Source organism: Paenibacillus sp. M-152, from assembly GCF_003856555.1.
Lineage (GTDB): Bacteria > Bacillota > Bacilli > Paenibacillales > Paenibacillaceae > Paenibacillus > Paenibacillus polymyxa_C.
In genome coordinates this window covers 169,141-187,563 of sequence record NZ_CP034141.1, presented here as the reverse complement: position 1 = coordinate 187,563, position 18,423 = coordinate 169,141, and the positions used below count along the sequence as shown (strand labels likewise).

At 46.7% G+C, this 18,423-nt stretch carries 18 protein-coding genes; all 18 read right to left on the bottom strand.

Features of this window, described 5'->3' with window-relative positions:
• Positions 1 to 90 precede the first annotated feature (90 nt).
• The 18 genes from EGM68_RS00885 to EGM68_RS00800 all read right to left on the bottom strand — a co-directional run bounded on the left by EGM68_RS00885 (position 91) and on the right by EGM68_RS00800 (position 18,400).
• A complete protein-coding gene (locus EGM68_RS00885) occupies positions 91 to 498 on the bottom strand; it encodes a 3-hydroxyacyl-ACP dehydratase FabZ family protein (RefSeq protein ID WP_013368718.1) in 408 nt (135 codons plus the stop codon).
• Positions 499 to 502: 4 nt separating this feature from the next.
• Positions 503 to 1,747: a beta-ketoacyl-ACP synthase II gene (fabF, locus tag EGM68_RS00880; RefSeq protein WP_013368717.1), complete on the bottom strand. Its 1,245-nt coding sequence runs from the start codon at positions 1,745 to 1,747 to the stop codon at positions 503 to 505.
• 20 nt (positions 1,748 to 1,767) lie between these two features.
• Positions 1,768 to 3,468, bottom strand: coding sequence for a thiamine pyrophosphate-binding protein (locus EGM68_RS00875; protein ID WP_129548509.1), 1,701 nt, complete (start codon positions 3,466 to 3,468; stop codon positions 1,768 to 1,770).
• Complete coding sequence (locus EGM68_RS00870; RefSeq protein WP_013368715.1) at positions 3,465 to 4,688, bottom strand: aldehyde dehydrogenase family protein; 1,224 nt, start codon at positions 4,686 to 4,688, stop codon at positions 3,465 to 3,467. The genes EGM68_RS00875 and EGM68_RS00870 overlap by 4 nt, the downstream gene beginning before the upstream one ends.
• 44 nt (positions 4,689 to 4,732) lie before the next feature.
• Positions 4,733 to 6,193, bottom strand: a complete 1,461-nt coding sequence (locus EGM68_RS00865; RefSeq protein WP_013368714.1) for a class I adenylate-forming enzyme family protein — start codon at positions 6,191 to 6,193, stop codon at positions 4,733 to 4,735.
• 12 nt (positions 6,194 to 6,205) lie between these two features.
• Positions 6,206 to 6,976, bottom strand: coding sequence for an enoyl-ACP reductase FabI (fabI, locus tag EGM68_RS00860; protein WP_063208412.1), 771 nt, complete (start codon positions 6,974 to 6,976; stop codon positions 6,206 to 6,208).
• Positions 6,977 to 7,399: 423 nt separating this feature from the next.
• The gene (locus EGM68_RS00855) at positions 7,400 to 7,933 is read right to left on the bottom strand and encodes a hypothetical protein (protein ID WP_013368711.1); all 534 of its coding nucleotides are present in this window, start codon (positions 7,931 to 7,933) and stop codon (positions 7,400 to 7,402) included.
• Positions 7,934 to 8,221: 288 nt separating this feature from the next.
• On the bottom strand, positions 8,222 to 9,559 hold the full coding sequence (locus EGM68_RS00850) for a TrkH family potassium uptake protein (RefSeq protein WP_040102440.1): 1,338 nt from the start codon (positions 9,557 to 9,559) through the stop codon (positions 8,222 to 8,224).
• 87 nt (positions 9,560 to 9,646) lie between these two features.
• Complete coding sequence (gene lysS, locus EGM68_RS00845) at positions 9,647 to 11,173, bottom strand: lysine--tRNA ligase (RefSeq protein WP_013368709.1); 1,527 nt, start codon at positions 11,171 to 11,173, stop codon at positions 9,647 to 9,649.
• A gap of 112 nt (positions 11,174 to 11,285) precedes the next feature.
• Complete coding sequence (gene greA / locus EGM68_RS00840) at positions 11,286 to 11,762, bottom strand: transcription elongation factor GreA (protein WP_129548508.1); 477 nt, start codon at positions 11,760 to 11,762, stop codon at positions 11,286 to 11,288.
• Positions 11,763 to 11,976: 214 nt separating this feature from the next.
• Positions 11,977 to 13,005 carry a tRNA dihydrouridine synthase DusB gene (gene dusB, locus EGM68_RS00835; protein WP_013368708.1) on the bottom strand — a complete coding sequence of 343 codons (1,029 nt, stop codon included), beginning with the start codon at positions 13,003 to 13,005 and terminating at the stop codon, positions 11,977 to 11,979.
• A 45-nt stretch (positions 13,006 to 13,050) separates the two neighbouring features.
• On the bottom strand, positions 13,051 to 13,251 hold the full coding sequence (locus tag EGM68_RS00830) for a helix-turn-helix domain-containing protein (protein WP_013368707.1): 201 nt from the start codon (positions 13,249 to 13,251) through the stop codon (positions 13,051 to 13,053).
• Positions 13,203 to 13,751 carry a 2-amino-4-hydroxy-6-hydroxymethyldihydropteridine diphosphokinase gene (gene folK, locus EGM68_RS00825; RefSeq protein ID WP_013368706.1) on the bottom strand — a complete coding sequence of 183 codons (549 nt, stop codon included), beginning with the start codon at positions 13,749 to 13,751 and terminating at the stop codon, positions 13,203 to 13,205. Before folK ends, EGM68_RS00830 begins: the two co-directional genes overlap by 49 nt.
• Before the next feature lie 9 nt (positions 13,752 to 13,760).
• Complete coding sequence (gene folB / locus EGM68_RS00820) at positions 13,761 to 14,123, bottom strand: dihydroneopterin aldolase (protein ID WP_013368705.1); 363 nt, start codon at positions 14,121 to 14,123, stop codon at positions 13,761 to 13,763.
• Between the two features lie 319 nt (positions 14,124 to 14,442).
• Positions 14,443 to 15,309: a dihydropteroate synthase gene (folP, locus tag EGM68_RS00815; protein WP_129548507.1), complete on the bottom strand. Its 867-nt coding sequence runs from the start codon at positions 15,307 to 15,309 to the stop codon at positions 14,443 to 14,445.
• A complete protein-coding gene (locus EGM68_RS00810; RefSeq protein ID WP_129548506.1) occupies positions 15,306 to 16,193 on the bottom strand; it encodes an aminotransferase class IV in 888 nt (295 codons plus the stop codon). The genes folP and EGM68_RS00810 overlap by 4 nt, the downstream gene beginning before the upstream one ends.
• A 3-nt stretch (positions 16,194 to 16,196) precedes the next feature.
• Entirely contained in the window at positions 16,197 to 16,772 is a 576-nt protein-coding gene (gene pabA, locus EGM68_RS00805; protein WP_129548505.1) for an aminodeoxychorismate/anthranilate synthase component II, read from the bottom strand.
• 5 nt (positions 16,773 to 16,777) lie between these two features.
• Complete coding sequence (locus EGM68_RS00800; protein WP_129548504.1) at positions 16,778 to 18,400, bottom strand: anthranilate synthase component I family protein; 1,623 nt, start codon at positions 18,398 to 18,400, stop codon at positions 16,778 to 16,780.
• Positions 18,401 to 18,423 lie beyond the last annotated feature (23 nt).

Sequence of the window (18,423 nt, the reverse complement as noted above, 5' to 3'; positions counted from 1 at the left end):
TTCACTCCTATATCCGTGATGTGAAATCCTCCCGCTGCACCTTGGCAGTCAGGAGGACAAAAAGACAGTTTAACGCGCGCTTCCACTCCGTCATTGATCAAGTGAAACAATTTCCTCCGCCTCAGCCACCAGTCGATCGCCTACGGTAGCCCGACCACTTCCGAGAATATAACCACGCCGACGCTTGACCACTTCAAAATAGAGGTCAATTCGGTCCCCAGGCTTCGCGAAGCTATGGAAACGAACGCCATTGAGGTTGGTCAGATATGAAATACCCCTTTTGTCAATCGCAGCGAATGCCGCTAATTGTGCAAGCGACTCCACGATCAGCATAGGAGGCATGTATGGATTAGCCTCTGTAATAAACCACTCACTCCGGGTAACAAGCTTGTACCCCTTCGCCCATTGCGACGTTTCGTACCCGGTCACGCCATCGAGCAGAAGAAATGGGTACCTGTGCGGAAGCACATCCTCAATACGGATTAGCTCTTCGCTCACAGGCTTATACCCCCTCCCACTTACGAACGGCAAGACAGACGTTGTGCCCTCCAAAGCCAAAAGAGTTACTAATCGCCGCACGGACTTCACGTTCCTGATATACATGCGGTACAAAATTCAGTTCAGGGGCTTCGGGATTGTCGCAATTGAGTGTCGGTGGTACTTTGCTGTGGATCATACTCTGTACCGTTGCAATTAATTCGACTGCCCCTGCACCGCCCATTAAATGGCCTGTCATGGATTTAATAGACGATATCGCCAAACGGGGAGCATGCTCTCCAAATACTTTTTGAATAGCGTTAATCTCCATTCGGTCATTAAACGGCGTACTCGTACCGTGGGCATTGACATAGTCAATCTCCTGCGGTGTCAAGCCGCCATCTTGCAGTGCTATATTAATCGCTTCTGCCGGGCCGGAGCCTGAGGGATCTGGAGCCGTGATATGATATGCATCTGTTGTGCATCCGTAACCCGCCACTTCAGCCAAAATGGTGGCCCCCCGGTTCAAGGCATGTTCCAACTCCTCCAACACTAGAACCCCTGCTCCTCCACCGATGACAAAGCCATCGCGATCCGTATCAAACGGGCGACTGGCCTTCTGTGGCTCTTCATTACGTCTGGAGAGAGCGTGAATATTCGCAAAAGATGCCAAATCAAGCTGACTAAAGTTGGCCTCTGCTCCTCCAGCTACTACGACATCAGCCGTGCCATACTGGATCGTACGTAATGCTTCGCCGATGGCATTGCTTCCTGTAGCACAAGCTGTAACTACGGCAAACGAGGGTCCCTTTGCTCCAATAGCAATAGAGATTTCGCCAGGCGCAGAATTAATCATCATTGAGGAAACAAAATAAGGCGAAACCCTTTTAGGACCCAGCTCTGTTAGTTTCCGGTAGTTCTCCTCTATGACATCGAGACCGCCTGCCCCAGAACCGACGATAACACCCACACGGCCTGCATTCCGTTCATCAATGACTAACTTCGATTGCTCGACTGCCTGGCGGGCAGCCGCCAAGGCAAATTGAGTGAACTGTGCAACCTTTTGCGCTTCCTTTTTGCTCATATACTCCAACGGGTCAAAGCCCGTAACCTGCGCACCAATTTTTGTTGGTATATTTGCTGTATCGAAAACAGTGACAGGTCCGATTCCACTTTTTCCTTCCAGCAATGAATTCCAGAAATCTGTAAGATGAAGCCCGACCGGCGTTACGACTCCCTGTCCTGTCACTACAACACGTCTTCTCACCATACCCACGTCCTTCGCTGAAATTAATTCTTGGAAGCCTGTTGCTCGTAGAGAGGAAAGTCGCCATATACATGACTAATTTTCTCATGCACATCTGCAAGATCAGCAAATACCTCGACGACCACAAGCTTGTTCTCCTTGTACTTTTGCCAAGCAAGCTGAAGCTGTTCCCGAGCCTCCCCCTTGCTCCGGATCGCCAGACTTTCGACAAACTCATACTGGGGAATTTGGATTCCTGTTTTGACCGCCTCCGAAACAAATGGGAAGTCCTGTCCTGAGATATGCTTATAATTCATCTGATTTTGCAGCCAACCGTAGCCGCCATTATTAAGTACAAGATAAATTACTGGTATTTGATACTGTACCGCCGTCATAAAATCTGAACAAAATAGATTGAATGCACCGTCACCTACAAGCGCTACTACCGGGCGTTCTGTCGCCACACTTGCCCCCAGAGCAGCGGCCGCACCGAAGCCGAGACTCGTTTGATCACTGGGAACAATCGAAAGTGAGCCTGAGGCAAAACGGAAATATGGATAAAAGTAAGACCACATATCCTGCAATCCGTTCTCTTGTAAAAGCACCAGGTCTTCAGGGAACTCTGCCTGAATCATGTCCAACAGCTCTGGAACGTGGATGCCGGGGGCCCTTTTCAGCTCTTCCAGATAATTAGCCCTCTGAGAAAAAGCCTTCTGTTTGCATCTCCCGATCGTTTCAAGCCATGCCTCATCAGGCTCTTGCCCGCGTCGTTCAAGCCATTGCTCCACTGCCGCATATCCGTCACCAAGCAACTTAATGCCCCTGAATTCGTGAGCGAAATCCTCCAGCTCTACATTGACTTGAATCAAAGGCGTATCCTGCAGCAAAATATCCCACTCGAATGTAGCCGTTTCTTCCAATCGGCTGCCCAGGGTAATAACTACATCAGATTCATTCCAGATTTGCCTCAGACTCAGATCGGTATAAAGCCCGGCAACACCACAGAAAAGTGCATGATCTTCATTAATTGCGCTTCTTCCCGAGGCAGTCGCGAACAAGGCTGCTCCATGTTGGCTTGCGAACCGCTCAATGACATCACCTGTTCCTGACTTCATTCCGCCTCCCACTAGAATAAGTGGCCTGCGGGCTGTCTCAATAATGCTCCATGCCGCATCCAACTCCCGAAGTGATGGAGAGCACGACAGCTTTTCTGGCGGGGCAAACTGAAGCTCTGTGGGCACAGGCTGGTCCATCAGGTTTTCGGGTAGTTCGATATAGACAGGTCCCGGTGCTCCATTGATAGTCAAAAAGGCAGCCCGCTCCATTGCCCATACAAGCCGATCCACATGCTCGACACGGTAAGCCCATTTTACGAGTGGCTTCACGAGTGAGATTTGATCGGCTTCTTGAAAGGATCGGGTACCCAGCTTGTCTCCTCCGGTGCCAAGCGCCAAAAGCAGTAGCGGGGCACCCAGGTTCTTGGCTTCCAGCAGCCCCGTAAGTGTATTGCTAAGCGCAGGACCTTTCCCCACAACACACACGGACATCTGGTTAGTTGTGAGCGCATAGCCTGCGGACATAAATACAGCATTACGCTGATCTTTGCAGAGAATAAAATCCATACCGGATGAGGGGAGTGACGCTACGATATTGAGATCGTCACTTGGTAATCCAAAGAGGTGCTGAACCCCAGCCGACTGTAAGTAGCCAATGATGGCATCCCAGGGGGATATACTTGCGGTCATACCAAACTCCTCTTTTCTGACAAATATTCTGCGACAATTTCCGAGATCAAGATCGGCTTCGAAACGAGCTTATAATCATAAAAAATATAGTTCGACATCGTGCCATAGCCACCAAAAGGCTTATTGCCTTGATCCACATCCTCAAGTGTTTGATTAATGGTCAATGTGTGCTTCTTTCGTAGAACATCAGTCAGATGCTCCGACCCGTATAAGCTGCAACCCATTGCCCGTTCGCTGAAATAACTGGAGGAAATGCGTTTGATCAATTGCTCGTCGTCTTGGTAGCTAACTACATTGAACACTGGTGAAAAATACTCAATAATCTCCAAGTTCTGATCCAATTCGCTATATACAACCGTTGGCTCCATCTTTTTCGTACGGAAATCAATGCCGCCGCCATAAATAATAAACTTATCGTTTGTATTAAAATATTCAGAAACCGAATATAGCGTGTCTTTATAGAATATAGGGGAGTAGTTCGCATTCGGGTCATTGTTGGCTCCAAATACGAGTTCGTCAAGCCGTTGAATCAGCAAGTTTTTGAATGGCTCACTCACCTCTTGATGTACCAGGATGATGTCAGGTCCCAGGCAGTCCTGTCCAGAGTTGAACAATCTCATGCGGATCACATCAGTAACCGCCAGCTCCAGATCGGCATCTGGCCCAATGATGAAAGGATTGATCCCTTGCCCATAAAAAATGTAGAGCTGATCTTTGCGGATCTGCTTTTTGATCTTCTCCGCATTGGTGTAGCTTCCGGTAAACACCACAATATCAGCCGGCATCACGGAGTTTTCCATGAACACCTTCTGGCTAACTTTACGAATATAGATGGGTAACTCATGTACAGCCTGGAGCTTTTCATGCAGCATATTGACGTACTCGTTTACGTGAGAAGAAGGGCGAAAGTCTATATTTTCAACGTACAGGGATGGAATCAAGAGGTATAATGCATAAGAGTACAAAATGACGTTGGAGGGCATGAATACAGCCATAGATCGTTGCCAGCTTGGCTGATGGGTCTGCACTTCTTGCAATGCACCTTGAAGTGTGAGGATCGTGGAGTCAATTTCTGCATTGGCGGCCCGATAGGATGAAAACTGCGTGAGAATATCCATCACTTCTTGCCGATTTTCAATCAAATAATTGAGGCATTTCAGAATAGATTCATGCCTTTTCAAAAACAGCGTGTTTTCTGCCAGTTCTGGATTTATACTCATGGCACATTCTCCCTTTCCTATATGCGATTTTGATAAATATTTTGTTATGCTTTGCGAGAAGCAGCTTTCTCTAGAGCAGTTCGCTCCATCTCCAGACGATCTACTTTTCCATTGCGATTTAAAGGAAAATGATCGAGTGGAAGCAAAAGATCGGGAAACATGTAAGAAGGGAGCACCCGATTCATCTCTTTGCGGAGCACAGGTAAGACCTGTGGGGATTCACTTTCGATGAATGCAACAAGCAAAGTCCCTTTTGCCTCATCCTCCAAAGTAATCACGCAGGATCGGTAACCTAGCGAACCAATTCGGTCTTCGATATAGACTGGAGAGACCATGTAGCCCATCCGATTGACCGTCTTACCGCTGCGACCAATAACATACAGCATTCCGTCATCCAGATAGCCTAGATCTCCCGTCTTGAACCAGCCATCCTGTAGAACAGATTGTGTCAGGTCTGGACGATTCAGATAACCTTCCATACATCCGGCACTTCGTATCCACACTTCGCCTACGATACCGTCTGCCTGCTGGTTGCCTGTAGAATCAAGTATTTTCAAATCCACACCGGGTAATGGTTTGCCACAACCCTTCGGACAATCCAGCGTCCCCAGCGTAACGTTGCCCAGTTCAGAAAGGCCATAACCATTCAGCAGGGGCTGTCCAAATATGTTGTTAAATTTCTCTTCGAGGTCTTGGGTAAGTGGAGAACCGCCTACGCACCACATGCGGACTGGAGATTGCTTGATCAATTCCAGCTGTTCGGGTTTTCGGCTTAGCATACGCAACAAGGTGTAAAAAGCAGAGGGGTTAGCGTCTACGACCGTCGCCCGGTCTTTCGTAATACTTGCAATGACGCTCCAGAGGTTTTTTGGATTGCAGATGATGAGAGAACATGAGGTTAACCACCAGGAGAAGATAAGTGAAACTCCATAAAAATGAGAGAAAGGCACCACAGGGAGCATATGGTCAGACGGTATGTAGTTCATAGCGTGTATAGAATGCCTGATATTCTCCATAAAAGCTGAACCAGCTTTCACGATTCCCTTGGGTTTTCCCGTCGTACCTGAAGAATACAGAATGAGCGCATCAGATCTCTCGCACCACTTGTTAAAGTCGAGGGCTTCGGACTTTGGCTCTCCCACCCAATACGGGTGTACTGCTTCTTCTTGAATGAGATCTTGAATCAGAATAACGAGAGCATGAGGAAGTTCTAAATCGGAATCCGTCAGGATGCAACAGGCACCCGCTTCATCATAGATTTGGGCCACCTCATCAATTACAGTCTGCTCGTCCACCACAGTTACCGAGACTGCGAGATGACACAGGGAGAACAGAGATACAACAAACCAATAGGAATTGGCCGCTTTTAGAATCACTCTACCGTCTTCAGGAATTCCTCTGAGAGTCAACATCCGTGAGAAGATCGCCACGTCCCGTTCCAGGCGCTCCCTGCTCATAATTCCTTCAGGTGAGATAATACGGCAATCCGTATGCGTAATAAGCACAACGTTCCCTCCTTACATCCCCGTAATATGGTATCCAGCATCTACATGGATCACTTCACCCGTAATGCCTCTCGATAAATGGGAAAATAGGAATAACGCCGTATCTCCGACTTCGGACGTATCGACCGTCTTGCGTAGGGGCGTAGTTTCTTCAATATGCTTTAGCATTGTGTTAAAATCTTTAATGCCATAGGCGGCCAAAGTACGTATAGGACCAGCCGAAATTGCATTTACACGAATGCCATAAGTACCCAGATCATTCGACAGATAGCGCATGCTGGCTTCTAGTGAAGCCTTTGCTACACCCATAATGTTGTAATTCTTGATGGCTCGTTCTGCACCGATATACGTCATGGTGACGATACTTCCACCCTCAGTCATCAGCGGATATACGCGGCGGGATACAGCAGCCAGAGAATAGGCACTGATTTCTTGAGCAACTGCAAATCCCTCGCGAGAAGTGTCGACGAACAAGCCCTCCAAATCCTCAGCCTTAGCAAACGCAACACTGTGGAAATATCCGTGTAAGACGCCTACCTTCTCCTTAAGAAAATCCGTCAGCGCGTCTAATTCTTCATCGCTCTGTACATTGCAAGGACAGACAATGGAACCCGGAATGGTTTCAGCGAGCTTTAGCACCCGTTCTGCAACCCTCTCATTTTCGTAAGTAAAAATGAGATTTGCTCCTTCCGCAGCTAAAGATTGGGCTGTCCCCCAGGCAATACTCCTGTTATTAGCTACACCCATAATCAAAATGTTTTTTCCACTCAGTAGTACTGCCACAGAAACCACCTTTCTTTTTTACATTTTTAAACATAATAACAACTTAATTGAGTTTGTCTACATATATAGACATATATAATCTTTCCTGGAATATTATCTCGTCAGTTGCCAAACTTATATAGGCGCCGTTTTAGGCAGATGCCAAGAATATTTTAAAAATTGTGAATGCTGTTTTTATTGGTCTGTGTCCAAATCGAAAGGAGTCCATGCGTGTGAAAAAAGTAGAGAGGCAACAATAAGGTGACTGTCAAAGTGATTTTAACATAAAAATATCATACTATTATAAATATTTCCATTCCAGCGATAGACTCATCCCATTATCGAAAGTAATCACTTCATTTTCACCAGCAATGACTCTCCCGATTTGAACATTCTGAGTGACCAGCCTGATTCGGTTCAAGCTTGAGGCTCTATTCTTCTTCGCTAAGCCTTATGTTTATGTTTTTTAGGAGCTACCGTATAGCTAAAGGAGACAACAAAGTCGATTGCCAGAACGATCGCCCATGTTTGCATAATGCCCTCCAATGCCGCCGTACGCTGCGGATCACCTACATATACAATGATGGCGAGCAACAAAGCGTTGCCTATAGCCCAGCCCAAGAGGTGAAGCAGCCAACCTATCCGTTCCTCTTTTGCATGCGCAGCACCATACTTGCGTTCAGGCTTAGGTCCTTTACCAAACCAATGAGAGAATCGTACATCCGCCCACTTAATTAACCTATGACCAAACGCTACGGTAATACCAAAATAACAGGCTGCCAGGCCAGTAGCAGTCGTAATCTCCATGCCACTTCTCACCGTGATGAACACCGCAATCAGTAACAGGATATCAATAATTGGGGTAAAGAGTAAAAGAAGGCCCCCTAATTTCTTCAACCCAAACATATACCTTGCGACTAACCCTGCAACAACAAAAACCCAAAACAAAACCTCAGCACTAATAATAAATAAATACATAATGGACGATTCCTTTCAAATTTGAAATTGGTATTCCCCTAAGTCCCCCCCTTCATGCCCACTATCATACAATATTATACATAATATTCCTAGTATTTTGTCTATAATTACATAAAAGGAAACAAATAGCCGTTTTTTTACAAAAGAATTTTGGTTATTTAGTCCATTTCCTCTTATTCTCAAATTGGGCATTTTTCATAATATGCTGCAAATAAAGGATTATGATATGTGCAATAAAAAAAGATGCACCCCTGTCATCAGCACGGGTGCATCTTTTATATAGAAAAGCTATCCAATTACAATATGTCCTTCAGGACGACGGTACAACGTCTTGGTCGAACGTGGGCGAATGGCATAGGCGATCGTAAGAGGACCGATTCGACCAATAAACATGGTCACACAAATAATCAGCTTGCCTGCGTCAGACAATCCTGGCGTCACTCCTACAGACAACCCTACCGTTCCGATTGCAGAAGCCGCCTCAAAGGCAAGAGAGAGAAATGGAGCATCCTCTGTCATTAAGAGCAGTATAACCACAATCGAGAATATAAATAGCGCCATTACAATGATGGTCAACGCCCGCATCATGATATCTTGAGGAACCCTATGACGGAAAAACACAATCTCCTTCTGTCCTCGCATGACGGCGATTAACGCACCTACCATAAGCAGAAACGTAGTTGTTTTAATTCCTCCTCCAGTAGAGCCTGGAGAAGCACCGATAATCATCAGCAGCATAATAAAAAATTGACTGGCTTGCCTTAACCCGCTGATGTCGACTGTGCTTGTACCCGATGATCTCGTGGAGACGGATTGGAAGACAGCGGCATATACTTTGCCTTCCCAGTTCAGTCCACCCAAGGTTCGTGCATTGGTAAACTCAAAAATAAATATAACCAGCGCACCAATTACAATGAGCGCTCCCGACACGCTTAGCACCATTTTAGAGTGTAAAGTCAGTCTCCGGGCACGACGAAAGTCGAACAAATCGCTTAGTACAAGGAAACCCAATCCTCCCGAAATTACAAGCACAGATGCAATCATATTGAAAACAAAATCTCCTGCGTATTGCTGAAAGCTGGTTCCGAACAGATCGAATCCCCCGTTATTAAAGAGGGATACGGAATGAAAAATCCCATAATATATCGCCTGTCCGACCGGCATCTCTCGCATCCACCGCAAAGCTAAGACGACAGCCGCAATTGCTTCAATGGTAAAAGAAAAGATCAGCACCTTGCGAATAATGCGCACGATCCCTTCCATGCTATCGGCGTTAATCGCTTCCTTAAGCAGCAGCCGATCCTTCAACGATAGCCGTCGTCCCAATAACAGCGCAAACAGGGTCGCTAAGGTCATAAACCCCAACCCGCCTAGCTGCATCAGCACCAAAATGACGGTTTCTCCAAATACCGTATAGGTCGAATCGACGTCAACAACGACCAATCCTGTGACACAAGCAGCAGAGACGGACGTAAAAAGCGAATCAATCCAATGCGGAGCATGTCCACCATGATTGGCAATAGGAAGCATCAGCAGTAAAGTACCCAATGCAATAATCAATACATATCCGATGACCAATATAAAAGGAGGCGATGCGAACCGACTAAGCTTGACGCTGCGTTTCATCAGAAGTATTCCTCTCCATCCGTTCTTATGAAAAAGAGGAACAAGACACGGGAACCCCGGCTGATCCTCTATATTCATAATGTTATGTTATTCTACGGTACGGTTACGCATATGCGGGAAAAGCAGCACATCGCGAATGGAAGGTGCATCTGTCAGCAACATCACCAAACGATCGATGCCGATGCCCAGCCCGCCTGTTGGCGGCATACCGTATTCCAAGGCGCGGATAAAGTCATCATCCATTTGATGAGCCTCATCATTACCATGCTCACGTTCCAGCAATTGTGCTTCAAAACGTTGACGCTGGTCAATTGGATCATTCAGCTCAGTGAACGCATTCGCATGCTCGCGAGCGACCACAAACAGCTCGAAGCGATCCGTAAAACGCGGGTCCTGTTCGTTTTTCTTAGCCAATGGCGAGATTTCAACTGGATGTCCTGTAATAAAGGTTGGCTGAATGAGCGTTTCCTCTACAAAATGCTCAAAGAATGCATTCAGGATATGACCAAATGTCATGTGCGGTTCAACCGGAACCTTATGCTCTTTCGCAAGGCGATGAGCTTCTTCATTACTCATTTGCGCACTAAAGTCCACACCTGTTACTTCTTTAACAGCATCGACCATGGAAACTCTGCGCCATTGCGGCGTCAGATCCACTTCCTGACCTTGATACTGAATGTGCTGTGTGCCCAGTACTTCCTGCGCAATATGTGCAATCAAGTTTTCCGTCAATTGCATGATATCTTTATAATCAGCATACGCCTCATACAGCTCAATCAACGTAAACTCAGGGTTATGACGGGTCGAAACACCTTCATTACGGTATACACGCCCGATCTCATATACTTTCTCCATTCCGCCAACAATTAGTCGTTTCAAATGAAGTTCAATAGCAATACGCATATAAAGCTGCGTGTCCAATGCATTATGGTGCGTAACAAATGGCTTTGCCGCCGCCCCGCCAGCAATGGCATGCAACGTTGGAGTTTCAACTTCCAAATAGCCGAGCGAATCCAGATAACGACGCATGGATTGAATAATACGGGACCGCGTAATGAACGTCTTTTGTACTTCTGGGTTCATAACTAGATCGACATAACGCTGACGGTAGCGCAATTCCACATCCTTCAGACCGTGGTATTTCTCCGGTAATGGGTACAAGGATTTGGACAAAACTTCAATATCCAACACTTTGATCGTCGTTTCGCCTGTCTTGGTTTTAAAGAGCACACCCTTAACACCAACAATATCGCCGAGATCCAAAATACCAAATGCTTTATAATTTGCTTCAGGTACAGTGTCTTGACGAACATAAATTTGGATCCGTCCGCTAAGATCCTGTATATGAGCAAAGCTGGCTTTCCCCATAACTCGTTTAGCCATAATGCGGCCTGCTATGCTAACTTCAATATTCTTTTCTTCCAATTCTTCCTTGGTCAAGCTGTCATACTTGCTCAGTAGTACGCCCGCTTCAGCCGTGCGTATGTATTTGCGTCCAAAAGGATCAATGCCCAATGAGCGAAGCTCGTCCAATTTGGCACGACGAATTTGCAATAATTCACTTAATTCCTCGCGATTTTCTTGTAATTCCTGGTTAGTAGTTTCATCCGACATGGTGCTAAATCAGCTCCTTCAATATGAATGGACGGGCCGGGGTCCGTCTCGGGTGTAGAGAAAAAAAGCTTCCACAAGGAAGCTTTTACATTAAATTCCTAAGTCCGTGTTTTTATTTCTTGATATCCACGATTTTATATTGAATAACACCTGCTGGAACGTTTACATCTACAACAGTTCCTTTTTTCTTACCGAGAATGGCCTTGCCAACCGGGCTTTCATTGGAGATCTTGTTCTGGAGCGGGTCGGATTCAGCAGAACCTACGATAGCATACTCTGTAATATCCCCGAATTCCAAGTCTTCAACGGTTACAGTTGCCCCTACTCCCACAACATCGGTGTCAATTTCATCACTATTGATAATACGGGCATTGCGTAGCATCTTTTCCAGCGTAATTACACGGCCTTCAATAAAGGCCTGCTCATTCTTCGCATCCTCGTATTCGGAGTTTTCACTAATATCTCCGTATCCGATGGCTACTTTAATCCGTTCAGCCACTTCGCGGCGTTTGACAGACTTTAAGTTTTCAAGCTCATCTTCGAGCTTTCTAAGGCCTTCCTGTGTCAGAATGACTTCTTTATCGCTCATCTCAACCGATTCTCCTGTCATGGGAAAAGTTTAAAAGTGCATCGGAATGCACGCTTTCAAAACATAATATGCCACTCTGAGGGAATGAGAACATTTCCTGCTGTTGTCTTGAGAGCTGCATACAATTTGTAGTATACATCAAGATTTTATACTGAACGATTATAGGGCAAGCAATTGGAAAAGTCAATCGCGTGCGCAGGCCGGAACAGCTTCCTTATTGCGCAACAGTAGCAAGAGAAGCAGCGTTTGTAGAAGGCCCTTCGTTTTCCACCATGTGCAATTGAGATACAAATTGATCCAAAATACGTACCATATCGTCGCGCTTTGTTTCTTCCATAATTAAATCCTTAATACGTGCAGAATCTTTAAGGCCCTTGAGGTACCAAGCCAGATGCTTGCGCATTTCACGAACAGCTACTGCTTCGCCCTTCAGCGCCACCAGTCGATCCATATGCAGAATGGCAATACGGATTTTTTCCTCCGGTGATGGATCAGGCAACAGCTTACCCGTCTGCAAATACTCAATCGTACGGTACAGCATCCATGGATTCCCCAGCGCGCCGCGTCCAATCATAACGCCATCACAATGGGTCAAATCCAACATCCGCCGAGCATCTTCCGGTGTTACAACATCACCATTTCCAATGACAGGAATGGATACTGCTTCTTTAACTTCTTTTATAATATCCCAATTCGCATGCCCCGTATACAGTTGCTCCCGTGTACGGCCATGTACGCTGACGGCCTGACCTCCGGCACGTTCAACAGCGCGAGCGTTCTCTACAGCGTAAATATGCTCGCTATCCCAACCGATACGCATTTTCACGGTAACTGGCTTGCTCACCGATTCTACTACTGCCGATACCATCTCATAAATCTTATTTGGATCAAGCAACCACCGAGCACCTGCATCACATTTGGTCACTTTGGGAACCGGGCAGCCCATATTAATGTCAATAATATCTGCATTCGTTTCCTGGTCTACGACCTTCGCCGCTTTCACCAAAGATTCACGATCGCCTCCGAAAATTTGCAAGCTAAGCGGCTTCTCGCGCTCATCTACAAACAGCATCTCACGTGTACGCTTGTTGCCGTGAATGATGGCTTTATCACTAACCATCTCTGCACATACCAAGCCTGTACCAAATTCCTTGGCGATCAAGCGAAAAGCAGGATTGCACACGCCTGCCATGGGTGCCAAGACGACTTGGTTTTTCATTTCAATATCGCCGATTTTCAACATATCTGTTCACCCCTTTATTCCTTCTTTTATATCGTATACTTATCGTCAATCCGTCAATTCCCGGACTTCAATTTCTAGCGTTTGGGCGATGATGTTCAGCATATCTGCTTCTACTGTACGATTACCTCGCTCCACAGCACCTAATACAGTCAAAGATATGCCGGTTCGGTTTGCCAACTCCTGCTGGGTGAACCCTTTTAGCTTCCGAAAGGCGCGGAGTCGTTGCGCCAGCTGCAAGTTTTCCAAAGCTGTATGCCGTCCTTTCCATCCACAGAATTCAATGCTGTATGCACGATACTGTACAGACCGGACGAGTCTTGGCTCGGAACAATGTCAGCCAGAGGAACCAGCACAAAAGCACGCTCCAGCATACGAGGATGAGGAAGTTCCAAATCTGGCGTAGCCAGTTGTGTCGCTTCCATCCACAACAAGTCCAGATCAATGGTTCGTGGACCGTTAGGAATATGCCTTACCCTCCCCAGACGACTCTCCACCTCTAGCATATAAAACAAAAGCTCCTCTGGAGCAAGTGTTGTAGAGACGGCTACTGTCATATTCAAAAAAGAAGGCTGATCCAGATATCCAACAGGCTCTGTTTCGTACAAACTGGAGCAGCGCACCACTCGTATCGCAGGATGTTCGTCCAGTGCGGTAATGGCTTCATACAGGGTATGCTCACGCTCCCCCAAATTAGCCCCTAAAGCAATATAAGCCTCTGATGCCTCAGAGGTCGAATGTGCATTCATGTATCGTTCCTACTTTCTTGCGCGATAAAGCTCAACCGTCACACCCTGAAAATGAATATCAAACGGCGGATGTGGCTTTGTCACTTTGACAGTCAGTGCATTGACACTAGTATAAGTGTCCAGTAGGGAAGATGCAATACGTTCGCCCAAAGCTTCAATCAATTGGTAAGATTCCTTTTCTACGATATCTTTCACGGTGTAATGCACCTCAGCATAATTAACCGTTTTGTCCAAAGCATCCTGCTCCCCTGCTTCACGCAGATCAAGCTCCAGTTCCAAATCAATATAGTAACGCTGTCCCAGCTTACGCTCCTCTGGAAAAACACCGTGATATCCGTAATACTCCATGCGATGCAATTTCATTTTATCCATTGTAGGTAAGTCCCCTTTTTTTTGATTTTATCTATATAAGCTCCACTTAAAAATTCAATATCGTGCCACTGCGCAGTCAGATGGTTTTTTCCTTCATCCTACATAAACTTCTCCCTAAAAATACAGTGACTTTATGCTGGTGGTAGCGGAGCGAATCATTTGAATTCGAAGAAGCGTAGCGCTCGCCTCCAAAGCTTTTCAAGGAAAAGCTACATCGTAAGCATATACTTAACGGGATTCTTACAATCATATGTCTTATCAATTCAAAGAATCCCGTTGCAACAGCGATCGTAGAATCAAAGGATTCGTGAAGCGGGCTTCACCCACCATAACTCAGTGGATTTTTAGCCCCGTACACCATCGCATCACACATACGTACGGTACGCTTGATCTGTGCCACATCGTGCACACGTACAATTTGGCACCCTTGAGCAATGCCAAAGGCCACGGTAGCCGCAGTTCCCTCCACCACATCATCCACAGGCAAATCCAGTGCTGTACGGATAAATCTTTTGCGCGATGTAGCCAATAACAGCGGAAACCCCAGCTGACTCAATGTATCGAGAGAAGTCATAGCATGGATATTTTCATCGTAATCCTTGGCAAAACCGATGCCTGGGTCTAAAATGATCTGCTCCTTACGGACCCCTGCATCCAGCGCCAATTGGATACTTTCTTTTAAATCGGACAGCATATCAGAAACCAAATCGCTATAGTTACGGTCGTGACGATTATGCATCAAAATGACCGGACAATCGAATTCCGCAGCTACACGTGCCATATCGGGATCTGCCTTAAAGCCCCACACATCATTAATGATGTGTGCGCCTGCTTCAAGCGCCTGCCTGGCTACTTCTGCTTTGTAAGTATCCACAGATAATGGGATGTGCGGTGCAATACGATGGATCGCCTGGACGACCGGAATGACCCGAGCCAGTTCCTCTTCCACACCTACTGGTTCATGGCCCGGACGAGTAGACTCCCCGCCAATGTCAATGATATTCGCTCCATCCTCCACTAGTTTCAATGCATGTAAAACAGCTATCTCTGGATTATAATGTAATCCTCCATCAGAAAAAGAATCCGGGGTCACATTGAGGATGCCCATAATCTGGGTGGAGTGTCCGAGTGTAAGCTTGGCATCCCCCATTTGATAGCTACGTTGATAAAGAGTTGGTATATTCACTTCATCCCTGCTTTCTGCCTATAATCGTGCAACAGCAAAGCTGTTATGGACTCGGTCTGCGCCAAAGGAACCGATAAATGGCTTGCCACTTCTCCCGGCTCCAACAATAAATCCACAGGTCGTATTTCTTGTATAGAGTTGGTCATAAAAATTTCATCAGCCTGTTTCAGCTCGTCCCAGTGGTATAGCCCTTGCTCCCATGGAATGCCCCGCAAGTCCGCCAACTCCAAAATGAACTCACGTGTAATGCCTGGCAGAATTCCTGTAGACAAGTCAGGGGTATACAGCGTATTATTCCGCACAAAAAACAGATTGCTAACTATTCCCTCTGCTAGAAAACCGTTGGCTGTAAGCATTATTCCTTCAGCCTTATAACGAACAGCCTCAGCATATTGCTGAAGTTCCCGCTTCGCAAGAACATTATTCATATAATGGAGCGATTTTAATCGAACCTCACCCTCCGGAGTGTTTCTGGGGGTTCGCAGCAACTGAAGCGCCGATGATTGCCCGGGTTGTGTATTTATAGAGGGCAACGGCTTGGCGAACAAAATATGGTTGGGCCGCGTGTAGTCACCAGATGGCAAGCCCAGAGCCTCTTCACCTGCGGATACAGTGTAGCGGATATAGGCTTCATTCAATCCATTTGCCGCCATCAGATGCTGGATGTGTTTTGTAAGCTGCTCTTCATCCGGTTGAAAAGGAATGCCAAGCATTCGACAGCCTTCCTTCAGTCGATGCAGATGCCGATCCAGCAAAAATGGAACACCCTTATAAGTTCGGAATGTTTCAAACAAGCCCATACCGTATAAAAAGCCGTGATCACTTACGTGAATCACGGCTTTTGCGGCTTCCGTGAGGACGCCATTGACTCCAATATATCTCATAAATCAGACGCCTACCTTGCGTTTTAGGAAATTGCGCAGCAGTTGATGCCCGTAGTCCGTAATAATGGATTCGGGATGGAACTGAACTCCTTCTACGGCAAACTCTTTATGCCGCAAACCCATAATTTCACCCTCTGCGGTTTCAGCTGTAATCTCTAGACATTCAGGCAGGCTCTCACGCTCTACCAACAATGAATGATACCGGGTGGCTGTAAATGGAGAAGGCAGGCCTTCGAATACTGAGGTATTGTGATGGAGAATCGGTGATGTTTTGCCATGCATGAGCCGATCAGCGCGGATCACCTTACCGCCAAAAGCCTGTCCGATGGCCTGGTGACCGAGACACACGCCAAAAATCGGAATCCGGCCTTTAAAATGGTTGATTACATCCAGCGATATTCCCGCCTCATTTGGTGTGCATGGACCTGGCGAGATCAAAATATGCTCTGGTGCCAGCTCTTCTATGCCTTTCACATCAATCTCATCATTCCGTTTTACGGCTACTTCTTCGCCAAGTTCACCCAGATATTGAACAAGATTGTACGTAAATGAATCATAATTATCAATCACCAAAATCATTTGACTCACCCTCCTGTGATACCGCTCCTGTTCAAAGCGGCTTCTTCTTCCCCACATTGTACCGCCTTCATGACAGCTCTGGCCTTGTTCCGACACTCTCGATATTCCCTGTACGGGTCTGAATCAATGACGATACCCGCACCTGTCTGTAAATAGGCGGTATTGCCCTGAACAGCTAGTGTTCTTATTATAATATTTAATTCCATATTACCATTATAGTCAATCCATCCAAGGGACCCCGTATAAGGCCCCCGACGGACGGGCTCCAATTCTTCAATAATTTCCATCGTGCGCACCTTGGGCGCTCCGGTAATAGTCCCGCCCGGGAAGGTAGCAGCAATTACGTCTATAGCTGTCCGACCCGAGGCTAACTTCCCCTCAACCTGAGAAACCAAATGCATAACGTGCGAATAGTATTCGACAGTCAGCAATTCAGGAACATGCACTGATCCGTATTCAGCAATTCGTCCGATATCGTTACGCTCCAGATCAACGAGCATAATATGCTCGGCGCGTTCTTTTTCACTTGATAGAAGCTCTGCAGCCATAGCGGCGTCTTCATCAGGTGTTAGCCCCCTTCTTCTCGTACCTGCAATAGGTCGAGCGCTCACACGTCCATCCTCCAGCTTCACCAGCAATTCCGGTGAGCCACTGACGATCCGTAAATCTGGCATACGCAGCATCCCCATATAAGGGGATGGATTCAGCAGACGAAGCCATTCATATATATTCTCAGGAAGGGCTGCAAGCGTACGTTGCTGGCGAATCGACAAGTTAACCTGAAATACATCTCCTTGGGCAATATATTCCTGCACACGTTTCACGGCATGTTCAAAATCTTGTTGACTGAATGCCATTTTCCAGCCTTCAGATTCTTGATGAGCAGCCTCTAATCCTTTTTCGGACAGCCGAGCATAACGACGAGGATGAGCTGGATCAGTCTCTCCCGCATGTATGATGTCCTTCCACTGAGTCAGCATGCGTTCTGCACGTTGGACCGCTTCCGCATAAAGCTTGCCAAGTATCGATGTGGTCTCATCCACCATAAGCTCATTCGCCAAATCAGTCTGGCCACTGAATTCACCGGAGCGGGCAGGATTGGGGATATGAACAGCACAATATAGGTATGATGTTTCGTGATCATAAATCCATAGCTCATTCACCCGCATCCACACATAATCAGGTATATCCGTGTCGTCTGCAGCTTGAGTTGGCAAACGCTCCAACGAGCGAGCTACATCGTAGCCTAGATAACCCGCAAATCCCCCAGAGAAAAAAGGCATGCCAGGCACACGCGGCGCACGGTAAGAAGCGATCCAATCGTTCATGACTGTCAAAGGTTGTCCATGTATATCACCATGCTCCCCGCTTTGCAAATCAGTCCAAACTGCTTGTTCTCCCTTGCCTTCCAATATAGCAACCGGATTCAAGGCCAGATAGGTATACCTTCCACCTTTAGCGCTCTCCAGCAAGAAGGCATATGGCGACGAATCCTCCCAAGCCCTCCGCCACGATGAAGGTAAACCGCCTACGGGCAAAGGGTATTCAGCAATATAGGGAAGTACATTCCAGCCTTCCTTCTGCCAGGTTTGCCACTGCCCCTCCGTCACTCTAGCTGTCCATTTCATCTGTGTGTGCTACCCCTTCCCTT

What these genes read in the sequence shown, in the direction of transcription:
- fabF (WP_013368717.1), bottom strand. Translation starts at nt 1,747, where the DNA reads ATGGTGAGAAGACGTGTTGTAGTGACAGGACAGGGAGTCGTAACGCCG.
- EGM68_RS00875 (WP_129548509.1), bottom strand. Translation starts at nt 3,468, where the DNA reads ATGACCGCAAGTATATCCCCCTGGGATGCCATCATTGGCTACTTACAG.
- EGM68_RS00870 (WP_013368715.1), bottom strand. Translation starts at nt 4,688, where the DNA reads ATGAGTATAAATCCAGAACTGGCAGAAAACACGCTGTTTTTGAAAAGG.
- EGM68_RS00855 (WP_013368711.1), bottom strand. Translation starts at nt 7,933, where the DNA reads ATGTATTTATTTATTATTAGTGCTGAGGTTTTGTTTTGGGTTTTTGTT.
- EGM68_RS00850 (WP_040102440.1), bottom strand. Translation starts at nt 9,559, where the DNA reads ATGAAACGCAGCGTCAAGCTTAGTCGGTTCGCATCGCCTCCTTTTATA.
- lysS (WP_013368709.1), bottom strand. Translation starts at nt 11,173, where the DNA reads ATGTCGGATGAAACTACTAACCAGGAATTACAAGAAAATCGCGAGGAA.
- greA (WP_129548508.1), bottom strand. Translation starts at nt 11,762, where the DNA reads ATGAGCGATAAAGAAGTCATTCTGACACAGGAAGGCCTTAGAAAGCTC.
- dusB (WP_013368708.1), bottom strand. Translation starts at nt 13,005, where the DNA reads ATGTTGAAAATCGGCGATATTGAAATGAAAAACCAAGTCGTCTTGGCA.
- folK (WP_013368706.1), bottom strand. Translation starts at nt 13,751, where the DNA reads ATGAATGCACATTCGACCTCTGAGGCATCAGAGGCTTATATTGCTTTA.
- folB (WP_013368705.1), bottom strand. Translation starts at nt 14,123, where the DNA reads ATGGATAAAATGAAATTGCATCGCATGGAGTATTACGGATATCACGGT.
- EGM68_RS00810 (WP_129548506.1), bottom strand. Translation starts at nt 16,193, where the DNA reads ATGAGATATATTGGAGTCAATGGCGTCCTCACGGAAGCCGCAAAAGCC.
- pabA (WP_129548505.1), bottom strand. Translation starts at nt 16,772, where the DNA reads ATGATTTTGGTGATTGATAATTATGATTCATTTACGTACAATCTTGTT.
- EGM68_RS00800 (WP_129548504.1), bottom strand. Translation starts at nt 18,400, where the DNA reads ATGAAATGGACAGCTAGAGTGACGGAGGGGCAGTGGCAAACCTGGCAG.